The sequence below is a fragment of the Actinotalea sp. genome (genome assembly GCF_035443605.1).
Lineage (GTDB): Bacteria > Actinomycetota > Actinomycetes > Actinomycetales > Cellulomonadaceae > Actinotalea.
Window position 1 is genome coordinate 7,207 of record NZ_DAORSQ010000031.1, and the last position, 19,110, is coordinate 26,316.

At 72.9% G+C, this 19,110-nt stretch carries 20 protein-coding genes; 4 read left to right on the plus strand and 16 right to left on the minus strand.

Annotated features, from left to right (window positions below; genetic code table 11):
• Positions 1-143: 143 nt before the first annotated feature.
• From resB to PKY62_RS05230, 5 genes are all read right to left on the minus strand, one after another.
• Positions 144-1,829 carry a cytochrome c biogenesis protein ResB gene (resB, locus tag PKY62_RS05210; protein WP_324535548.1) on the minus strand — a complete coding sequence of 562 codons (1,686 nt, stop codon included), beginning with the start codon at positions 1,827-1,829 and terminating at the stop codon, positions 144-146.
• Complete coding sequence (locus PKY62_RS05215) at positions 1,829-2,665, minus strand: cytochrome c biogenesis CcdA family protein (protein WP_502875788.1); 837 nt, start codon at positions 2,663-2,665, stop codon at positions 1,829-1,831. The genes resB and PKY62_RS05215 overlap by 1 nt, the downstream gene beginning before the upstream one ends.
• Positions 2,662-3,276 (minus strand): TlpA family protein disulfide reductase, encoded by a 615-nt coding sequence (locus tag PKY62_RS05220; protein WP_502875789.1) that lies wholly within the window; start codon positions 3,274-3,276, stop codon positions 2,662-2,664. The genes PKY62_RS05215 and PKY62_RS05220 overlap by 4 nt, the downstream gene beginning before the upstream one ends.
• A gap of 2 nt (positions 3,277-3,278) precedes the next feature.
• Positions 3,279-3,941, minus strand: coding sequence for a histidine phosphatase family protein (locus tag PKY62_RS05225; protein WP_324535550.1), 663 nt, complete (start codon positions 3,939-3,941; stop codon positions 3,279-3,281).
• Positions 3,942-4,014: 73 nt separating this feature from the next.
• Positions 4,015-4,554, minus strand: a complete 540-nt coding sequence (locus PKY62_RS05230; RefSeq protein WP_324535552.1) for a MarR family winged helix-turn-helix transcriptional regulator — start codon at positions 4,552-4,554, stop codon at positions 4,015-4,017.
• 202 nt (positions 4,555-4,756) lie between these two features.
• Between PKY62_RS05230 and PKY62_RS05235 the strand changes: the two genes are divergently transcribed.
• On the plus strand, positions 4,757-5,311 hold the full coding sequence (locus tag PKY62_RS05235) for a YceI family protein (protein ID WP_324535554.1): 555 nt from the start codon (positions 4,757-4,759) through the stop codon (positions 5,309-5,311).
• Between the two features lie 130 nt (positions 5,312-5,441).
• Here PKY62_RS05235 and PKY62_RS05240 read toward each other — a convergent pair whose 3' ends face one another.
• Positions 5,442-6,089 carry a redox-sensing transcriptional repressor Rex gene (locus PKY62_RS05240; protein ID WP_324535556.1) on the minus strand — a complete coding sequence of 216 codons (648 nt, stop codon included), beginning with the start codon at positions 6,087-6,089 and terminating at the stop codon, positions 5,442-5,444.
• Between the two features lies 1 nt (position 6,090).
• Positions 6,091-6,381 (minus strand): glutaredoxin family protein, encoded by a 291-nt coding sequence (locus PKY62_RS05245; RefSeq protein WP_324535558.1) that lies wholly within the window; start codon positions 6,379-6,381, stop codon positions 6,091-6,093.
• A 49-nt stretch (positions 6,382-6,430) separates the two neighbouring features.
• On the opposite strand from PKY62_RS05245, the gene PKY62_RS05250 reads away from it, so the two are divergent.
• Positions 6,431-7,234, plus strand: a complete 804-nt coding sequence (locus PKY62_RS05250; protein ID WP_324535560.1) for an HAD family hydrolase — start codon at positions 6,431-6,433, stop codon at positions 7,232-7,234.
• A 13-nt stretch (positions 7,235-7,247) separates the two neighbouring features.
• Here the strand turns inward: PKY62_RS05250 and PKY62_RS05255 are convergent, their stop codons facing one another.
• The 6 genes from PKY62_RS05255 to PKY62_RS05280 form a co-directional block, all read right to left on the minus strand.
• Positions 7,248-8,006 (minus strand): MIP/aquaporin family protein, encoded by a 759-nt coding sequence (locus PKY62_RS05255; RefSeq protein WP_324535562.1) that lies wholly within the window; start codon positions 8,004-8,006, stop codon positions 7,248-7,250.
• Between the two features lie 24 nt (positions 8,007-8,030).
• Positions 8,031-9,536, minus strand: a complete 1,506-nt coding sequence (arfA, locus tag PKY62_RS05260) for an arabinosylfuranosidase ArfA (protein ID WP_324535564.1) — start codon at positions 9,534-9,536, stop codon at positions 8,031-8,033.
• Between the two features lie 94 nt (positions 9,537-9,630).
• Positions 9,631-10,644 carry a LacI family DNA-binding transcriptional regulator gene (locus PKY62_RS05265; protein WP_324535566.1) on the minus strand — a complete coding sequence of 338 codons (1,014 nt, stop codon included), beginning with the start codon at positions 10,642-10,644 and terminating at the stop codon, positions 9,631-9,633.
• A 160-nt stretch (positions 10,645-10,804) separates the two neighbouring features.
• Positions 10,805-10,903 carry a 30S ribosomal protein bS22 gene (locus tag PKY62_RS05270; protein WP_003792170.1) on the minus strand — a complete coding sequence of 33 codons (99 nt, stop codon included), beginning with the start codon at positions 10,901-10,903 and terminating at the stop codon, positions 10,805-10,807.
• Between the two features lie 121 nt (positions 10,904-11,024).
• Positions 11,025-11,255: a helix-turn-helix domain-containing protein gene (locus PKY62_RS05275; protein ID WP_324535569.1), complete on the minus strand. Its 231-nt coding sequence runs from the start codon at positions 11,253-11,255 to the stop codon at positions 11,025-11,027.
• A 239-nt stretch (positions 11,256-11,494) separates the two neighbouring features.
• Complete coding sequence (locus tag PKY62_RS05280) at positions 11,495-12,673, minus strand: acetoin utilization protein AcuC (protein ID WP_324535571.1); 1,179 nt, start codon at positions 12,671-12,673, stop codon at positions 11,495-11,497.
• Positions 12,674-12,749: 76 nt separating this feature from the next.
• Between PKY62_RS05280 and PKY62_RS05285 the strand changes: the two genes are divergently transcribed.
• Together PKY62_RS05285 and PKY62_RS05290 are read left to right on the plus strand one after the other, a co-directional pair.
• Positions 12,750-14,177, plus strand: a complete 1,428-nt coding sequence (locus PKY62_RS05285) for a TrkH family potassium uptake protein (protein WP_502875790.1) — start codon at positions 12,750-12,752, stop codon at positions 14,175-14,177.
• A gap of 67 nt (positions 14,178-14,244) precedes the next feature.
• Entirely contained in the window at positions 14,245-14,880 is a 636-nt protein-coding gene (locus PKY62_RS05290) for a potassium channel family protein (RefSeq protein WP_324535585.1), read from the plus strand.
• A 96-nt stretch (positions 14,881-14,976) separates the two neighbouring features.
• Here the strand turns inward: PKY62_RS05290 and mmsB are convergent, their stop codons facing one another.
• From mmsB to chvE, 3 genes are all read right to left on the minus strand, one after another.
• Positions 14,977-16,155, minus strand: coding sequence for a multiple monosaccharide ABC transporter permease (mmsB, locus tag PKY62_RS05295; RefSeq protein WP_324535575.1), 1,179 nt, complete (start codon positions 16,153-16,155; stop codon positions 14,977-14,979).
• Complete coding sequence (gene mmsA / locus PKY62_RS05300) at positions 16,152-17,690, minus strand: multiple monosaccharide ABC transporter ATP-binding protein (protein WP_324535577.1); 1,539 nt, start codon at positions 17,688-17,690, stop codon at positions 16,152-16,154. Before mmsA ends, mmsB begins: the two co-directional genes overlap by 4 nt.
• A gap of 99 nt (positions 17,691-17,789) precedes the next feature.
• Positions 17,790-18,959: a multiple monosaccharide ABC transporter substrate-binding protein gene (gene chvE / locus PKY62_RS05305; RefSeq protein WP_324535579.1), complete on the minus strand. Its 1,170-nt coding sequence runs from the start codon at positions 18,957-18,959 to the stop codon at positions 17,790-17,792.
• Positions 18,960-19,110 lie beyond the last annotated feature (151 nt).

The window sequence follows — 19,110 nt, forward strand, 5'->3', positions numbered from 1 at the left end:
CGGGCCCCCGACGAGCGCGGCCTCGCGAGCGGGCTTCGCCGCGGCCTCCGCGCGGCGCGCGAGGTCGGTGGCGAACGCGACGAGGGCCACGGCGTAGGCCGTCACGGCACCCCACACGAGGATGGTGCTCAGCTCGCCAAGACTCATCGGTCCTGCCTCCCGTCCAGCGCCCTGATCGCGTCCGTCACGCGGGCGAGCTCGGCCGCCAGGCCGATGTCGTCGGTGCGGGCCAGGGCGGCGCCGGCGACCACTGTACGTCCGGGGCGCTCCCCCTCGCCCGCCGGGCCCACGCGCAGCCACAGGCGCCGGCGCGGGGTGAACAGCGACACCGTCAGGCCGACGATCGCCGCGATCGCGAAGGCCAGGACGATGCCCAGCGACGGGTCGTGCCGCAGGTCGAGCGCGACGAACCGCGGCAGGTCGTCCCAGGTCAGCGTTCCCAGCCCGGCCGGCAGCTCCACGGTCTGCCCCGGGGCGACGAGCACGGTCACCGGGGCGCCGTCCTCGTCGAGGACCGGCGACATCGCCGACGAGTCCAGCTCGTAGACGTTCTGCGGCACGCCGTCGTCCAGGCCGAGGTCCCCGCGCCACACCGTGAGCACCAGCATCGGGTCGAGGGGCTGCGGGTGGACGGACGCGGCACCGTCCGGCGTGATGACGGCCGTCGGCAGCAGGAAGCCCACCAGCCCGATCTGGTCCCCGGCGGACACGTCGGGCACCTTGATGACCCCCCGCGACAGGTACTGCGGGTCCTGCGGGAGGAAGGGCACCGGCCCCGCGAACGCCACCTCGCCCGCGGCGTCGCGCACCGTGACGTCGGGAGCGTAGCCGTTGCCCTGGAGGTAGATCTTGGCGCCGCCAGCCGTCAGCGGGCGGTTGACGCGGATGTCGGCCGCGCGCCCGGCGCCGCCGGGCTCGCGCACCGTGACCTCGGCGAGGAAGTCACGCGGCTTGGCGGCGAGGTCCTGCGTGAACGCGGCCGTGAAGCGGTCCAGCGTGAGGGTGAACGGGACGAGCGACGACGGGTCGAACCAGCTCCCCGCCTCGAACGTGTCGTAGTCCGTGACGGCGTTGGCGAAGCCCCTGCCCTCGACGACGATCGCCTGCCCCCGGTAGTGCAGCAGCTGCCCGGCGGCCACGGACAGCAGGATGCCCACCAGGGCGAGGTGGAACACGAGGTTGCCGGTCTCGCGCAGGTAGCCCCGCTCGGCCGCGACGGTGCCGCCCGTCCCGTCCGCGTCGACCACCACGTCGACGCGGAACCGCGGCAGCCAGCGCACGGGGCCGGTGAGCACCGTCCGGGCCGCGGCCAGGACCTGCTCGGCAGAGGCGTCGGTGCGGACCTCGTCGCGCGTCTCGAACCGGTCGAAGCGGCGCGGGGTGCGCGGCGGCCTGGCCCGGACGCCGCGCAGGTGGGCGGCGACGCGCGGCAGGATGCAGCCGACGAGGGACACGAAGAGCAGCAGGTAGACCGCGGAGAACCAGACCGAGGCGTAGACGTCGAAGAACCCGAGCCGGTCCAGCCACCCGCCGAGGTCCGGGTTGTCCCGCAGGTAGGCCGCCACCCGTCCGGGTGACTGCGGCCGCTGCGGCAGGATCGAGCCGGGCACGGAGACCACGGCCAGCAGCATGAGCAGCAGCAGCGCCACGCGCATGCTCGTCAGCTGGCGCCACACCCAGCGGCCCGTGCCGACGAGGCCCAGCCGCGGCAGCACGGGCTCTCCAGGGCGCTCCGCCGACGCGGCGCCGCCAGCCGTCGCGTCCGGCGCGTCCGGTGCGTCCGGCGCGTCGCTCGGGACCGTGGGGTCCTCGATCCGGTCCAGGGGCATCAGACCACCGTCTCGAAGCCGCCGACCCAGCCCTGGAGCGACTGCGTCCAGGTGCCCCACACGCCGGTGACCAGCGCGAGCCCGACGAGCACCAGCATCACCCCGCCCGTGCGGGTCACCGCGACCCGGTGCGTGCGCAGGAAGGCCAGCGCGCGCGCCGAGCGCTCGAAGCCCAGGGCGATGAGCAGGAAGGGCAGTCCGAGGCCGGCGCAGTACGCGACCGACAGGACGGCGCCGCGGGCCGCCGAGGCCTCGTCGAGCGCCAGGGTGTAGACGGCCACGAGCGTCGGGCCGATGCACGGGGCCCAGCCCAGCCCGAAGACGACCCCGAGCAGGGGTGCGCCCCAGAGCCCGGCCGTCGGCGCCAGGTGCAGCCTCCGCTCGCGCTGCGCGAACGGCACCCAGCCGAGGAACACGAGCCCCATGAGCACGACGACGACGCCCAGCACGCGCGTGAGCACGTCCGTCCAGCCCAGCAGCGCCGCACCGAGCGACCCCGCGAGCACGCCGAACGCGACGAAGACCACCGTGAACCCCGCGACGAAGAGGCCGACCCCGGCCACCATGCGGGTGCGCGGCACCTGGGCGAGCGTGCCCGTCGCGCCGCGGCCGGTGCGCGACGGCGCCGCGGCGCGTGCGCGCGGCGAGCCCGCGGCGCTGCCGGCCATCCCCGTGACGTAGCCGAGGTACCCCGGCACCAGCGGCAGCACGCACGGCGAGGCGAACGAGACCAGCCCGGCCAGCACCGCGAGCGGGACGGCCAGCAGCATGGAGCCGCCGAGCACGGTCTGCTGGACGGTGTCGCCGATCCCGGCAACGAGCGCGGTCACGCTCACGCGGGCTCGTCCAGCAGCTCGTCGACCAGCGCGCGCAGCGTGGACCCGTCCGCCAGCCCCAGCACGCGGGCCGCGACCCGGCCGCGGCGGTCGAGCACCACCGTGGTGGGCACGGCCTGGACGGGCACGACGCCCTGCAGCGACGCGATCGCGGCGCCGTCGACGTCGTGCACCGAGGGGTACCCGACCGCGAACGTGCGCTCGAAGGCCTGGGCCGCGCCGGGGTCGTCCGTGGAGTTGATGCCCAGGAGGTGGACGTCGTCGTCCGCGTAGTCCGCGGCGAGCGCGGCGAGGTCGGGCGCCTCGGCGCGGCAGGGCGGGCAGCTGGCGTACCAGGTGTTGAGCACGACGACGTCGCCACGCCAGTCCGCGACGTCCACCGCGGCACCGGCGAAGTCGGTCCCGGCGAGCTCCACGGGATCGCTGCGGTCCGCGGCGTCCCAGGTGGTCACCGACCGGTCACCGGACACGTAGCCGGCCTCGGCGCCGCCCTCGGTCCAGCCCCCGGTGGCGGGCGCGCACGCCGCGAGGGACAGCGACATCGCGAGGACGGCGAGCACGACGAGTGCCACGACGACGACCCGGGCCTGCTGGTGGCGCAGACGGCGCACGGTCAGGCCCCGGCCACGGTGGGCTTGACGGGCAGCAGGTCGACGGCTGGCTCGGAGTAGGTGATCCCGGTGAGCCGGTCCCCGTCCCAGTGCAGCGAGGTGAGCGAGGCCACCGAGCACTCGCGGCGGCGCGGGTCGTGCCACAGGCGGCGACCCTCGAGAGCCTGGCGGGTCACCCAGATCGGCAGCTGGTGGGACACGATGACGGCCTCGTGACCCTCGGCGGCCACGCGCGCGTCAGCGACGGCCGCGAGCATCCGGGCCACCTGCTCGCGGTAGGGCTCGCCCCACGACGGACGCAGGGGGTTCCACAGGTAGCGCCAGTGCGCGGGGCGACGCAGCGAGCCGTCGCCCACCCCGAACGTCAGGCCCTCGAAGTGGTTGGCTGCCTCGAGCAGGCGGGCGTCGGCGCCGAGCGCCAGGCCGAAGGCCGCGGCGATCGGGGTCGCGGTCTCCTGGGCACGCTGCAGCGGCGAGGCGACCACGTGCACGACGTCGCGGCGGGGCGCGCCCTGCGGGCCGGTCCCCGCCAGGTGCCCGGCGACCCGCTCGGCCATCGCCTGGCCGCGGTCGGACAGCCGGAAGTTCGGCAGGCGCCCGTAGAGCACGCCGTCGGGGTTGTGCACCTCGCCGTGGCGCAGGAGGTGGACGGTCGTGGAGGCCATGGGACCAGTGTCGCTCACCACGCGCCGTGCGGTCATCCGGGCGGGGGTGGGGCGGGGGCGGGGGCGGGGCGGCTCAGCCTGCCGGCGGCGCGGGCGGGTCGAGCGGGGCCACGAGGGCCATCGCGTCGCCGAGGCCGCGCAGCTGGTCGGCCGTGAGCAGGTCGACGAGGTGGGCCCTGACCGCCCGGACGTGGCCGGGGGCCGCCGCGACGAGCAGGCGGTACCCGGCGGCCGTCATCCGGGCGTTGACGCCCCGACCGTCGGCCAGGCACGTGTGCCGCTCCACGAGCCCGCGCCGCTCGAGCCTGCCCACGGTGTGCGTGATCCGGCTGCGCGAGTGCATGAGGGACTGCGCGAGCTCGGACATCCGCGCCGTGTGCTCGGGTGCCTCGGACAGCCGGACGAGGATCTCGTACTCGCTGAGCGACAGGTCGCTGTCCGCCTCGAGCTGGCGGCCGAGCGCCTCGGTCAGCCGCGCGGACCCGAGCAGGAAGGACCGCCAGGCGCGCTGCTGGTCCTCGTCGAGCCAGCGGACCTCGTCGGCCGGCCGTGCGCCGGGCCGGTCCCGCGTGTCCGCCGGCACGTCCGCCGGAGCCTGCGCCGTCGTGCTCATCCCTGCCTCCCCGTCCGTGCCTGCGCGTCCCGTACGACGTCCCGACCCCGATCCCACCACAGGGGCGGGTGACGGGGGGTTGCGCTTCCAGGTGCAGTGTAGTAGAAATCTCAACTAGATGGTCGTTGACGCTTCAACCAAATGCGTCGGGCGGCCTCGGTCCCACCGACGCACCACCCACCTCGTCCCGTAGGAGAACACCATGACCACCACCACGCTCCCCACCGGCCTGCCCACCGGCACCTGGGTCGTCGAGACCTCGCACAGCCACGCCGGCTTCACGGTCCGCCACGCGGGCATCTCCAAGGTCCGCGGCACCGTCGCCATCACCGAGGGCACCCTGACCATCGGTGACGACCTGGCCGCGACCTCGGTCACCGCGACGCTGGACCCGTCGACCATCGACACCAAGGACGCCAACCGCGACGGCCACCTCACGACGGCCGACTTCTTCGACGTCGCGACGTACCCGACCTGGACCTTCGTCTCGACCTCCGTCGCGGGCGACGGCACCGACCTCAAGGTCACCGGTGACCTCACCATCCACGGCGTGACCCGCGAGGTCGTCCTCGACGCCGAGTTCAACGGTGCCGCGACGGACCCGTTCGGCGCCTCGCGCATCGGGTTCTCCGCCTCCACCGAGATCTCGCGCAAGGAGTTCGGTCTGACCTGGAACGCGGCGCTCGAGACCGGCGGCGTGCTGGTCAGCGACAAGGTCAAGGTCGCCCTCGAGATCGAGGCCGTCGCCCAGGCCTGAGCCACCCCGCACGTCCGGGTCGGGGCTCACCCCCCTGCGTCCCGATCCGGGCCGACGCCCGCGGCAGCCCCCTCGCACGAGGGGCGCGGCCGCGGGCGTCGTCGCGTCCGGGCCCGACCTCGGCCCTCGGTCAGGCGCGCCCCGCCGCCTTGCGCTGCTCGTGGAACGCGAGGATCTGCAGCTCCGTGCCCAGGTCGACCGCCCGCAGGTCGACGCCGTCCGGCACGTGCAGCACGCGCGGGACGAAGGTGAGGATGCCCCGCACCCCCGCGGCGACCAACCGGTCGCAGACCTCCTGCGCCACGTCGGCCGGCGTCGCCAGCACGGCGAGCGCCACGCGTTCGCGCCGCAGCACCTCCTCGAGGTCGCGTACGTCGGCGACCACCAGCCCGGCCACCGAGGAGCCGACCACCTCGGGCGCGGCGTCGACCAGCGCGGCCACCCGGAAGCCGCTGCTGCCCCGCGCGACGTAGTTCGCCAGGGCGTGACCCAGGTTGCCGATGCCCACGATGACCACCGCGAGGTCCACCCCGAGGCCCAGCGCGTCCGCCACCCGTCCACGCAGGTGGTCGACGTCGTAGCCCACCCCGCGCACGCCGTGCGAGCCGAGGAACGACAGGTCGCGCCGCAGCTGGGCCGGGCCCACCCCGGCGAGCCGGGCCAGCTGGTCGGACGACGTCGTCGTCACGCCCTGCTCCGCGAGCCCCTCGAGCACGCGCAGGTAGAGCGGCAGCCGGGAGACCGTCGAGGGCGGGACGGCGCGGGGGGCGACACCCACGTCAGCCCCGTCGCGGCGCGGCGAGCGCGCGGTGCAGCCGCTCGGCGTCCAGCCGCCAGTACCCCTGCACGACGCCGTCCACCGTCACCACCGGCACCATCTCGCCGTACCGCTCGGTGAGCGCCGCGGCATCGGGGTCCGTGTCGACGTCCACCGCCAGCCAGCCCGTGCCGGCCTCGGCGGCGACGGCGGCGACCAGTGCGGCCGCCGGCTCGCACAGGTGGCAGCCGGCCCGCGAGTACAGGACGAGGCGGACGTCGGCCGGGCCGTCGGGCGCCACCGGGCTGCTCATCGCACCAGCCTAGGCTGGCCGGCCGGGTGGGGTGGTTACAGTGGAGCACGTGGCCGAGCCAGCACCTGACCTCCCGGCAGGCTCCGGGACCGCGGCCTTCTTCGACCTCGACAACACCATCATCCGCGGGGCCAGCGCGTTCCACCTGGCCGTCGGGCTGCGCCGTCGGGGCTTCTTCGGCACGTGGGACCTCATCACGTTCGCCTTCCACCAGAGCCGCTACCTCATGTTCGGCGAGGACCTGCGCCAGATCGAGCAGGTGCGGGCGCGTGCGCTGTCCATCGTCGCGGGCCGATCCGTCGCCGAGATCGCCGCCGTCGGCGAGGAGATCTGGGACGAGGTCCTGTCGCTGCGGATCTTCCCCGGCACCCAGGCCCTGCTCACCGAGCACCTCGACGCCGGGCACCAGGTGTGGATCATCACCGCCAGCCCGGTGGAGATCGGCGAGCTCATCGGCCGGCGACTGGGCGTCACCGGCGCGCTGGGCACGGTGGCGGAGCACGTCGACGGGTTCTACACCGGCCGGATGATCGGCGACATGCTGCACGGCCAGGCCAAGGCGCGCGCGGTGCGTGAGCTCGCGCGGCAGCAGGGCCTCGACCTGACGCTGTGCTACGCGTACGGCGACTCCACCAACGACGTCCCGATCCTGTCGAGCGTCGGCCACCCCGTGGCGATCAACCCGGACGGACGCCTGCGCCGGCACGCGCGCGCCGTCGGCTGGCCGGTGCGCGAGTTCCGCGGCCGGCGCCGTGTGGCGGCCCGCCGGTCGATGCACGCCGCGCGCCTCGCCGGGGTGGCCTGGGTGGTCGGGCTCGTGTGGCGGTCCGTGCGCCGCGCCCTGCGCGCCTAGGGCACGCCGTCCGTCAGAGCAGGGCCGCCGCGATCCCGCCGAGCACGCCGCCCAGCGTCGGGCCGACGACGGGTACCCACGCGTAGCCCCAGTCGCTGCCGCCCTTGCCCCGGATCGGCAGCAGCGCGTGCGCCAGCCGGGCGCCGAGGTCGCGCGCAGGGTTGATCGCCCAGCCCGTCGGGCCGCCCATCCCCAGGCCGACGCCCAGCACCACGAGCGCGGCGCCCAGCGGGCCCAGCGCGCTCGGTGTCTCGGCGAGCGAGAGCAGCACCAGCACGAGAAGGAACGTCGCCACGGTCTCGGTGAGCAGGTTGTGGGGCCAGGAGCGGATGCCGGGGCCGGTGGCGAAGATGCCGAGGGTCGGCGAGCGGCGCGGGGCCGCGCGGGTGGCGGCCTGGGCGCCCACGGCGGCGTCGAGGTGCTGGCGGTAGGCAGCCCAGGCCACGGCGCTGCCGAGGACGGCCCCCACCAGCTGACCAATGAGGTAGGCGCTGACGGCCCACGCGCTGACCGGCACTCCGGGTGCCAGCTCCTCGGCGCCCGAGGCGATCATCCCGAGCGTCACGGCCGGGTTGAGGTGCGCCCCGGACCGCGCTCCGACGACGACGCCGGCGAAGACGCCGAGGCTCCAGCCGACCGCACCCATGAGGTTCCCGCCGGCGCGGCCACCGGTGGCCGGCAGGGCGAGGTTGGCGCCCACACCCACGCCGAGCGCGAGGAGCACGCCCGTCCCGGCCAGCTCCGACAGGGCGATCTGGGTCCAGGTGAGCACCGGGTCAGTCTGCCCGACGCCGGGTCACCGGCAGAGCCGCACCATCGACCACGAGACGGGCGGCAGCTCGATGCGCACCCGGCTGCCCTCGACCGCCGCGGACGTGTTGGGCCGCGGGACGAGGGTGGTGTCGTCCTCGACGGAGGACCGCGCGTACGGGTCGTCGTGCGCGAGCGACACGGCCTCGACGAGGCGCACCCCGTCCAGCGCCCGGACGTCGATCTCGACCGGCACGGACTGCGTGAGCGATCGGTTGACGGCGAACACCGCGAGCGCGCCCGACGCGTCGTCGTACGTCGCGACCGCGTCGACCAGCGGGGTGTCGCCATGCTTGGCGGTGGGGTGGCTGGGGCTGTCGACCTCGACCCGGAGCACCTCGCCCACGGCATGGCGCGCCGTCAGCGCGAAGGGGTGGAACGTCGTCTGCTTCCACACCCGCCCGCCCGGCTCCGTCATGATCGGCGCGATGACGTTGACCAGCTGGGCCAGGCTCGCCGCGTGCACACGGTCGGAGTGCCGCAGCAGCGAGATGAGCAGGTTGCCCACCACGACGGCGTCCGCGACGGAGTAGTTGTCCTCGAGCAGCACCGGTGCGACGGGCCAGGAGTCGGTCGGCGGCTTCGACGCGGCACCGTCGAGGTACCAGACGTTCCACTCGTCGAACGAGATGTGGATCCGCTTGCTGTGCCGGCCGGCGGCCCGCACGGCGTCCGCCGTGGCGACGACGTCCTCGATGAAGTGGTCCATGTTGATGGCGGAGCCGAGGAAGGACGCCAGGTCGCCGTCCTCCTCCCAGTAGTAGGCGTGCGCGGAGATGAGGTCCACCTGCTCGTAGGCCTCCGTGAGCACCACGCGCTCCCACTCGCCGAACGTGGGCATCGCCGAGCTCGACGAGCCGCACGCGACGAGCTCGAGGTCCGGGTCCACCTGGCGCATCGCCCTGCCGGTCTCGGCCGCCAGGCGGCCGTACTCCTGCGGGGTCTTGTGGCCGGTCTGCCACGGGCCGTCCATCTCGTTGCCGAGGCACCACATGCGGATGCCGTGCGGCGCCTCGGTGCCGTGGGCCCGGCGAAGGTCCGACCACGCCGTCCCCGCCGCGATGTTGGAGTACTCGAGCAGGTCGAGCGCCTCGGTGACGCCCCGCGTGCCGAGGTTGACCGCCATCATCGGCTCGACGCCGGCCTTGGCCGCCCACCGCATGAACTCGTCCACGCCCACCGTGTTGGGCTCGGTGCTGTGCCACGCGAGGTCCAGCCGCGCCGGGCGCTGGTCCACCGGGCCGACGGCGTCCTCCCAGCGGTACCCGGAGACGAAGTTGCCGCCCGGGTAGCGCACCGTCGTGATACCCAGCTCGCGGACCAGCTCGATGACGTCGCCGCGGAACCCGTCGGCGTCGGCCGTCGGGTGACCCGGGTCGTGGATCCCGGTGTAGACGCAGCGGCCGAGGTGCTCGACGAAGGACCCGAAGGTCCGCCTGCGGACCGGCGCGACGCGGAAGCCGGGGTCGATGGTCAGGCGTGCGGTGGTCATCGGTTCTCCTGGTCGACCGCTGACCCCCGGATCGGGTGGCCTGCCGGCGTGTACATCGTTGTACACGAACGATGATGCACCCGAGGCGTCGCGGTCAAGTCGTCGACGGCGCGGTGGAGCCACGGGCGACGACGCGGTAGTCGGCGAACACCCGACGCGCCGCGCGGCGCGTGCCGTCGAGCTGGTCGACGAGCAGCTGGACGGCCGTCCGGGCGATCTGCTCGCGGCCCGGGTCGACCGTGCTGAGGCTGGGGTTGGCGTAGACGCCCTCGTCGATGTCGTCGAAGCCGATGACCGCGACGTCCTGCGGCACTCTCAGGCCGCGGACCTGGAGCTCATGCATCGCACCCAGCGCGAGGGCGTCGTTGAAGCCGAAGACGGCGTCCGGGAGCGCCCCGGCGTCGAGCAGCGCGGCCATCGCCCGTGCCCCGGCGGCCCGATGCCACGGGTCGGCCACCCCGAGCAGGGCGTCGTCCGTCGGGATGCCCGCAGCAGCCAGCGCCTGGCGGTAGCCGACCAGGCGCAGCCCAGCCGAGCCGACCTCCTCGCCGGGGTGCACGCCGATCGCCGCGATCCGGCGTCGGCCACGGTCCAGCAGGTGCTCGGTCGCCGCGCGCGCCGCCTCGACGTTCTGCATGGTGACGTGGTCCACGCCGTCGTGGAAGACGCGCTCGCCGAGCAGGACCATCGGCAGCTCGGTCTCGACCAGCGCCTCGTCGCCAGCGCCCAGGGCCACCGGGCTGAAGATCAAGCCGTCGGTCGTCCGGCGCCTCGCGCCGCCGACCGCCTCGATCTCGCGCGCCCGGTCCGCGCCGTGCAGCTCGATGAGGACGGTCAGCCCGTGGACCGCCGCGGCGGCGATGACGGCGTCCGCGAGCTCGGCGAAGTACGGGACGCTGAGCTCCGGCACGGCGAGGGCGATGACGCCCGTGCGACCGGTGCGCAGGTTCCGTGCCGAGACGTTGACCTGGTAGCCCAGCTCGTCGATGGCCGTCAGCACCCGCGCCCGGGTGGCAGCGGTGACGTGCCGGTAGCCGTTGACGACGTTGGAGACGGTCTTGATCGAGACGCCCGCGAGCCGGGCCACGTCGCGCATGGTGGCGGCCACACCCGATCCCTCTCGCTCGTCCTGGTGGCGACGCTACCGCCTGGCGCGGTGCACAGGCGCGAACCCATCGTCCCCGGACGCACCACAGGCCCGGCACTCGGCCGGGCCTGTCCTGTGCGCGGCTCGTGCCCGCGATCTCCGCGCGCGACGCGCGGAGCGGCTACTTCTTGTTGCGACGCTGGTGGCGCGTCTTGCGCAGCAGCTTGCGGTGCTTCTTCTTGGCCATGCGCTTGCGGCGCTTCTTGATGACGGAGCCCACGGGTCCTCGCAATGTGATCGGGTCGGCACGTCACCGGAGGACCGGCAGGCGTGCAGGGAAAGTCCGGGTGTCACTCTACCCGCTCGGCGGGCACCGCCGCGCCGTCGGGCGGATCGGTGGGTCAGCCGCTGCGGCGGGCCTCGTCCTCGTCCGTCCGGCGGTCGATGACGGCGGTCGCGAGGTAGGCGTCGAGCGCGTCCTGCGGCACCCGGTAGGAGCGGCCCACGCGCACGGCCGGCAGCTCGCCCGAGCGCGCCAGGCGGTACACGGTCATCTTCGACACGCGCATCGTCTCGGCCACCTCGGCGACCGTGAGGTACCGCACGCGAGGCCGCTCGGGACCACTGGACATGCCGCCTCGTTCCTGGCCACCGGCCGGGTGGGCTGCGCCACCTGCCCGGACATCACGAAGCGCGGCACGCGCCGCGCACCGCCAACCCTAGGCCCCCCTGGTGCGCAAGTGAAAGGGGTGAACAGAGTGAATCCCGCGACGTCGTGGCCACCCGCCCCGGAGCACTCCACCACCCGGTGGTCTGCGCCCTCGGGTCGCCGGGCGACCGAGCGATGCAGGGCACGGCACCGGGGTGGGGGTCAGTCGTAGAGAGGGTCGAGGTCGTGGTGGGGGAAGACGGCCTGGCGCGTGGCGAGGATGATGCGGTCGACGTCGTCGGCCGGGTCGTACCCCGCGCTCCACGGGCGCGGGGTGGGCAACGGGACGCCGTCGCCCATCACCAGCGGCAGGGGGAAGCCGAACACCGCGGCGGCCTCTGCGCGCCACGCCTCCGGCACCGCCGCGGACACCTCCACCGGTGCGTGCGCGGCGATGGCGAGCAGATGGGTCCAGATCCGCGGGACCACCTGCGCCACCGCGTAGCCCCCACCGCCCAGCGCGACCCAGCGCCCGCCGGCCACGTCGTGGGCCAGGCCGTGCACGATCTCCATCGCCCGGCGCTGCGCGTCCACGGAGACGGCGAGGTTGGCCAGCGGGTCGAGCCCGTGCGCGTCGCACCCGTGCTGGCTGACGATGAGCTGCGGGGCGAACGCGCGCACGAGCGGGTCGACGACGGCGCCGATCGCCCGGAGCCACGCGACGTCCCGCGTCCCCGACGGCAGGGCCACGTTGACGGCGGTCCCGCGCGCGTGCGGCCCGCCGACGTCGGTGGTGTGACCCGTGCCGGGGAAGAGCGTGTGCCCGCTCTCGTGGACCGAGACGGTCAGGACCCTCGGGTCGTCCCAGAACGCCGCCTCGACGCCGTCGCCGTGGTGGGCGTCGACGTCGACGTACGCGACCCGCTCGACGCCCTCGGCCAGCACGGCCCGGATCGCCACGACGGCGTCGTTGTAGACGCAGAAGCCCGACGCGTGGCCGGGCATCGCGTGGTGCATCCCGCCCGCGAGGTTGACCGCGTGCTCCACCTCACCGGCCCACACGGCTCGAGCCGCGGCGACCCCGCCGCCGACGACGCGCGCCGCGGCCTCGTGCATCCCGGGGAAGACGGGGTCGTCGTCGGTGCCGAGCCCACGGTCGAGGTCCAGCCGGCCGGTCGTGGAGGCGAGCCGCACGGCGGCGATGTAGTCGGCGTCGTGCGCGAGCGCGATGACCTCGTCCGGCGCCTCGTCCGCGCTGACCACCTGGACGCCTGGCAGGTCCAGCACGCCGAGCACCTCGGCGAGCCGGAACGTCATCTCGAGCCGCAGCGGCGCCATGGGGTGCTCGGGCCCGAAGTCGTACCCGAGCAGGGCCGGGGACCACACGACGCGGGTGGGCATGCCTCACCGTAACGGCTCGGCCCGCCCGGGCATGCGCGCAGCCCCCGCGGCCACGCGCACCGCGGACCTTGCCCCGATGGCCGGTAGCGTGGATACGGCCGGTACCCACCGGCGGCGCGACGGGAGGTGGTCGGTGCGGATCCCCGGGCCCCTGCTCCTGTGGCGCGAGGTGGTCGACCGAGCCGCCCGTCAGTCCCCCGCCCGGCTCGCGCTGTCCGTCTTCGCCGCCGTCATCGGGGTGTTCACCGCGCTGCTGCTCACCCCGCAGGCCACCGCGTCCGGCCGCCAGGCGCCCTTCGTCGACGCCCTGTTCACCGCGACGTCCGCGGTGTGCGTCACGGGTCTGACGACGGTCCCCACGGGCACCTACTGGTCGACCTTCGGCCAGGTGGTCATCCTCGTGGGCATCAAGGTGGGCGGGCTCGGCGTGATGACCCTCGCCTCGCTGCTCGGCCTCGCCGTCTCCCGCCGGATCGGCCTGACCCAGAAGATCCTCGCCGCCTCCGAGACCCGCTCGGCCCGCCTCGGCGAGGTCGGCTCGCTGCTGCGCGTCGTCATCATCACCGCCACGGCCCTCGAGGTGAGCATCGCCCTCGTGCTCTTCCCGCGCTTCCTCGTGCTCGGCGAGCCGCTGGGGGTGGCCGCATGGCACGGCGTCTTCTACGCCGTCTCCGCGTTCAACAACGCGGGCTTCGTGCCGACGGCCGAGGGTCTGGCGCCGTACACGTCCGACTGGTGGATCGGCGCCCCGATCGCCCTCGGCGTCTTCGTCGGCTCCCTCGGCTTCCCGGCGATCCTCACCATCGCCCGGCACCGCCGCAGGTTCCGCCGCTGGAGCCTGCACACCAAGCTCACGGTGGTGACCTCGGCCGCGCTCGCCGTCACCGGCACCGTGCTGGTCGGGGCGATCGAGTGGGGCAACCCGGCGACCTTCGGCCGGCTGGACGTGCCCGGCCGGCTGCTCGCCGCGGTGTTCGCCGGCGTGATGCCCCGCTCCGGGGGGTTCGCGACGATCGACGTCGGGCAGATGCACGAGTCGAGCTGGCTCATCACCGACGCCCTGATGTTCGTCGGCGGCGGCAGCGCCTCGACGGCTGGCGGCATCAAGGTCACGACCCTGGCCGTCATGCTCCTGGCGATCCTCGCCGAGGCCCGCGGCGACCGGGACGTCGAGGCGTTCGGCCGGCGGATACCGCGCGAGACGCTGCGCCTGGCCGTCGCGGTCGTCTTCATCGGCGCGACGACCGTGCTCGTGGCCAGCCTCCTGGTGCTGGAGATCACGGGCCTGCCCCTGGACGTCGTGCTCTTCGAGGTGCTCTCGGCCTTCGCTACGGTGGGCCTGAGCACCGGGATCACCCCCGACCTGCCCGACGAGGCCAAGTACGTCCTGTCCGCGCTGATGTTCGTCGGCCGGACCGGAACCATGACCGTCGCAGCCGCGCTCGCGCTGCGGGACCGGCGCCGGGTGATCCGGTACCCCGAGGAGAGGCCGATCATTGGTTGAGCAGCCCACGCCGCACGTCCGTCCGCCCGCCGGGACGAGCCGCCCGGCGTCGACGCCCGACAGCGGGGTGCTGGTCATCGGCCTGGGCCGGTTCGGCTCGTCGATCGCCCTGACCCTCGAGTCGCTGGGGCACGACGTGCTCGCCGTCGAGCGGGACCCCGCCCTCGTGCGCCACTACACCGGGCGCTTCCCGCTCGTCGAGGCCGACGTCGTCAACCCCGAGGCCCTGGTCCAGCTCAGCGCCGCCGACTTCCCCGTTGCCGTCGTGGGCGTGGGCACGTCGCTCGAGGCCTCGGTGCTCATCACAGGCAACCTCGTCGACCTCGGCACCCCGCAGATCTGGGCCAAGGCGACCTCGCCCGAGCACGCACGCATCCTCACCCGCATCGGGGCGCACCACGTGGTGCTGCCCGAGGCCGACGCGGGCAACCGGGTGGCCCACCTCGTCTCCGGCAAGCTGCTCGACTACATCGAGGTCGAGGACGGGTTCACCATCGTCAAGATGCGCCCGCCGCGCGAGACCGTCGGGTTCACCGTCGCCCAGTCCCAGGTGCGCAAGCGCTACGGCGTGACCGTCATCGGGGTGAAGTCGCCGGGCGAGCCGTTCGTGTACGCGACCGGCGAGACGCGCATCGCCGCCAACGACATCCTCGTCGTGTCCGGCCACGCCCAGCTCCTCGAGCGGTTCGCCGCCCGCCCCTGATCCGCCCGCCCCGGAGCGACCCGCCGCACGGCCCCGACGCCGACAGGGCCCGGTCCGCCGTGGCGGTCCGGGCCCTGTCGGGTGGGGTGGGGTGCGTCAGTGCGTACCGGCGCGCCGCTTGTTGTAGATGTCGAACGCCACGGCGAGCAGCAGGACCAGGCCCTTGACGACCTGCTTCACCGACTCGTCGAAGCCGAGCAGCTGCATGCCGTTGCTCATGACGGCCATGATCAGGCCGCCGATCATGGCGCCGGGGACCGTCCCGACACCACCCGTGGTCGAGGCGCCGCCGATGAAGCACGCTGCGATGGCGTCGAGCTCGAACATGTTGCCGGCCGCCGGCTGGGCGCCGTTGGACCGGGACGAGAACACGATGCCGGCGACCGAGGCGAGCACACCCATGTTGAGCATGACGCCGAAGTTCACCCACTTGACCTTCACGCCGGACAGCTCTGCGGCGGACTTGTTGCCACCGAGGGCGTAGACGTGCCGGCCGAACACCGTGCGCGTGGTGACCAGCGTGTAGGCCATGATCAGCACGGCCAGGATGATGAGCACGTTGGGCAGGCCACGGCTGGTGGCGAGCTGGTACGCGAACCACATCACCACGGCGCCGATGGCGAGGATCTTCAACGCGAACATCGGCACGGACTCGACCGCCTGCTGGTAGCCCTGACGGGCCGCGCGGGCACGCCACTGGCTGACCGCGTAGCCCACGATCGCCAGCGCGAACACCAGGAGCGTGAACAGGTCGTACCCCTGGCCGCCCAGCAGCCCGTTCTGGAAGCCCGCCGCGATCGTCGTGTACGGCTCACCGAACGGCGACAGCGAGATGTTGTCCAGGACGAGGAAGGTCAGGCCACGGAAGAGCAGCATGCCCGCCAGGGTGGTGATGAACGCCGGGATCCCGACGAACGCCACCCAGAAGCCCTGCCACGCACCGATGAGCGCACCCACCGCGAGACCGGCGATGACGCCCACGTACCAGGGCATGCCCTCGCGGATCACCAGCGTCGCCGACACCGCGCCGACGAGCGCCACCACCGAGCCGACCGACAGGTCGATGTGCCCCGCGATGATGACCATCACCATGCCGATGGCCAGGATGAGGATGTAGGAGTACTGCAGCACGAGGTTGGTCAGGTTGCGCGGGTCGAGCAGCAGCCCGTCCGTGATGACCGCGAACAGGGCGACGATCGCCACGAACGCGATGTAGATCCCGCTCTGGCGCAGGTTCCGGGTCAGGAGCTCCCGGAGGCTCGCGATGGCTGTCATTGCACCTGTTCCTTTTCCTTGGTCATGAGCTCCATGAGGTTCTCCTGCGTCGCCTCGGCGACCGGCAGCACACCCGTCATGCGCCCGAAGGCCAGGGTGTAGATCCGGTCGCAGGTGCCGAGCAGCTCAGGGAGCTCGGAGGAGATGACGACGACCGCCTTCCCGGCGGCCACCAGTCGGTTGATGATGGTGTAGATCTCGTACTTCGCCCCGACGTCGATGCCCCGGGTGGGCTCGTCGAGGATGAGGACGTCGGCGTCGGTGAAGATCCACTTCGACAGGACGACCTTCTGCTGGTTGCCGCCGGACAGCTTGCCGACGATGGCCGCGACGGACGGGGTCTTGATGTTCATGGACGCCCGGTACTCCTCGGCGACCTTGAGCTCCTCGTTGCCGTTGACCCAGCCCCGCTTGGACATCTTGTGCAGGCCGGCCGCCGAGATGTTGCGCTTCACGTCCTCGATGAGGTTGAGGCCGTACTTCTTGCGGTCCTCCGACACGTACGCCAGGCCGTGGGCGATCGCCTCGGACACCGAGCGGATGGTGATCTCGGTGCCGTTCTTGTAGACCCGGCCCTTGATGTCGCGCCCGTACGAGCGGCCGAACACGCTCATCGCGAGCTCGGTGCGTCCGGCGCCCATGAGGCCGGCGATCCCGACGACCTCGCCCGCACGCACCGTGAACGAGGCGTTCTCGACCACGACGCGGCCCACCTGGGTCGGGTGGTTGACGGACCAGTCCTCCACCCGGAGGACCTCCGCGCCGATCGCGGGGGTGCGCTCGGGGTAGCGGTGCTCGAGGTCGCGGCCGACCATGCCCTTGATGATCCGGTCCTGGGTGGAGGTCGGCAGGGACATGTCGATGGTCTCGATGGTGCGGCCGTCACGGATGATCGTGGTGCGGTCGGCGATCTCGGCGATCTCGTTGAGCTTGTGGGAGATCATGATCGACGTGATGCCCTGGCCCTTGAGGTGCCGCAGCAGGTCGAGCAGGTGCTCGGAGTCCTGGTCGTTCAGGGCCGCCGTCGGCTCGTCCAGGATGAGGAGCTTGACCTCCTTGGACAGCGCCTTGGCGATCTCGATGAGCTGCTGCTTGCCGACGCCGAGCGTGCCGACGGGCGTGACGGGCAGCTCGGTCAGCCCCACGCGGGCGAGCAGCTTGACCGCCTCGGCGTTGGTCTTGTTCCAGTCCACCAGCCCGCCGCGGCCCCGCTGCTCGTTGCCGAGGAAGATGTTCTCCGCGACCGACAGGTAGGGCACCAGCGCGAGCTCCTGGTGGATGATGACGATCCCCTTGGCCTCGGAGTCGTTGATCGACCCGATGCGCAGGTGCTCGCCCTCGAAGACGATGTCGCCCTCGTACGAGCCGTGGGGGTAGACGCCGGACAGGACCTTCATCAGGGTCGACTTGCCGGCGCCGTTCTCACCACAGATGGCGTGGATCTCGCCGCGCTCGACCTCGAGGGTGACGTCTTGCAGCGCCTTGACACCCGGGAAGGTCTTGGTGATGGAGCGCATCTCCAAGATGTTGTTCATGCGGCCTCTACCTCGCTCTGTTCGTCGGCCACGGATGTTCGTGCGGGTGCCGGCCCGGCGGTCGAGACCGCCGGGCCGGCACCGTGCGTGATCCTCAGATCACTCGGCGACGCCGGACGCGACCTCTTCGGCCGTCCAGTAGCCCGAGTCGACGAGCAGGGCCTGGATGTTGTCGGCGTAGACGATGTCCGACTCCAGCAGGTACGACGGGACGATCTTCACACCGTTGTCGTACGTCTCGGTGTCGTTGGCCTCCGGCTCCTCGCCGGCAAGGAACGCCTCGGCCGAGATGACGGCCTGGGCGGCGAGCTTGCGGGTGTCCTTGAAGATCGACGCGAACTGCACGCCGTCGGCGATGAGCTTGACCGAGGCGATCTCCGCGTCCTGGCCCGTGACGATGGGCAGGCCCTCGGCGATGGTGTCACCGGGGATGGCGGGGTCGTTCTGCAGCGCGGTGATGATGCCGCGGGAGATGCCGTCGTACGGCGAGAGCACGCCGGCCAGGACCGCGCCGCCCTGGTAGTTCGCCGTGAGGAGGTCCTCCATGCGCTTCTGCGCCGTCTCCTGCTGCCAGCGCAGCGTGGCGACGGAGTCGATGTCCATCTGACCCGAGGGCACGACGAGCGTGCCGTCGTCGATGAGCGGCTGGAGGATCGACATGGCGCCGTCGAAGAAGAAGAAGGCGTTGTTGTCGTCCAGCGAGCCCGCGAACAGCTCGATGTTGAACGGGCCGGCGGCGTCGCCCTCGGAGCCGTCGGCGTTGAGGACGCCCAGGCCGACGAGGAGCGAGGTGGCCTGCTGGACGCCGACCTGGAAGTTGTCGAACGTCACGTAGAAGTCGACGTTCTCCGAGTCCCGGATCAGCCGGTCGTACGCGATGACCGGGATGCCCTCGGCCGCGGCGGCCTCGAGCTGGCCGGAGATCGCCGTGCCGTCGATCGCCGCGATGATGAGCGCCTGGGCGCCCTTGGTGATCATCTGGTCGATCTGCTGCTGCTGGGTCGGGATGTCATCGTTGGCGAACTGCAGGTCGACCTCGAAGCCGGCCTCCTCCAGGCCCGCCTTGACGGCGTCGCCGTCGGCGATCCACCGCTCGGACGTCTGGGTCGGCATCGCGACGCCGATGAGGCCACCCTCGGTGGTCTCCTCGGTACCGCCGTCGGCGCCCTCGGTCTCCTCGGTCTCGCCGGCACCCGAGCCGCCACAGGCGGCGAGGGACAGGGCGAGGGTGAGGCCTGCTGCGACTGCAGCAAACTTCCTGGTGCTCATTTCTCCTCCTCGAGAACGTGCTCTTCGTGATGTGGGCGGTCTGGGCTCTCCGGACCGACCCGGGCTACCTGACCGTCTAGGGCGTGTCTCCCATAGATGTGGTGAGGCTCGCGGCAGTCTGTGCGGGTGACGTCGTCTTCTCGGTATCAGG

Coding starts and splice junctions, on each gene's coding strand:
- PKY62_RS05245 (WP_324535558.1), bottom strand. CDS start 6,381: ATGAGCAGCCCGGTGGCGCCCGACGGCCCGGCCGACGTCCGCCTCGTC.
- arfA (WP_324535564.1), bottom strand. CDS start 9,536: ATGACCACCGCACGCCTGACCATCGACCCCGGCTTCCGCGTCGCGCCG.
- PKY62_RS05225 (WP_324535550.1), bottom strand. CDS start 3,941: ATGGCCTCCACGACCGTCCACCTCCTGCGCCACGGCGAGGTGCACAAC.
- PKY62_RS05275 (WP_324535569.1), bottom strand. CDS start 11,255: ATGTCCAGTGGTCCCGAGCGGCCTCGCGTGCGGTACCTCACGGTCGCC.
- PKY62_RS05230 (WP_324535552.1), bottom strand. CDS start 4,554: ATGAGCACGACGGCGCAGGCTCCGGCGGACGTGCCGGCGGACACGCGG.
- mmsA (WP_324535577.1), bottom strand. CDS start 17,690: ATGAACAACATCTTGGAGATGCGCTCCATCACCAAGACCTTCCCGGGT.
- resB (WP_324535548.1), bottom strand. CDS start 1,829: ATGCCCCTGGACCGGATCGAGGACCCCACGGTCCCGAGCGACGCGCCG.
- chvE (WP_324535579.1), bottom strand. CDS start 18,959: ATGAGCACCAGGAAGTTTGCTGCAGTCGCAGCAGGCCTCACCCTCGCC.
- mmsB (WP_324535575.1), bottom strand. CDS start 16,155: ATGACAGCCATCGCGAGCCTCCGGGAGCTCCTGACCCGGAACCTGCGC.
- PKY62_RS05285 (WP_502875790.1), top strand. CDS start 12,750: ATGGCCGGTAGCGTGGATACGGCCGGTACCCACCGGCGGCGCGACGGG.
- PKY62_RS05235 (WP_324535554.1), top strand. CDS start 4,757: ATGACCACCACCACGCTCCCCACCGGCCTGCCCACCGGCACCTGGGTC.
- PKY62_RS05280 (WP_324535571.1), bottom strand. CDS start 12,673: ATGCCCACCCGCGTCGTGTGGTCCCCGGCCCTGCTCGGGTACGACTTC.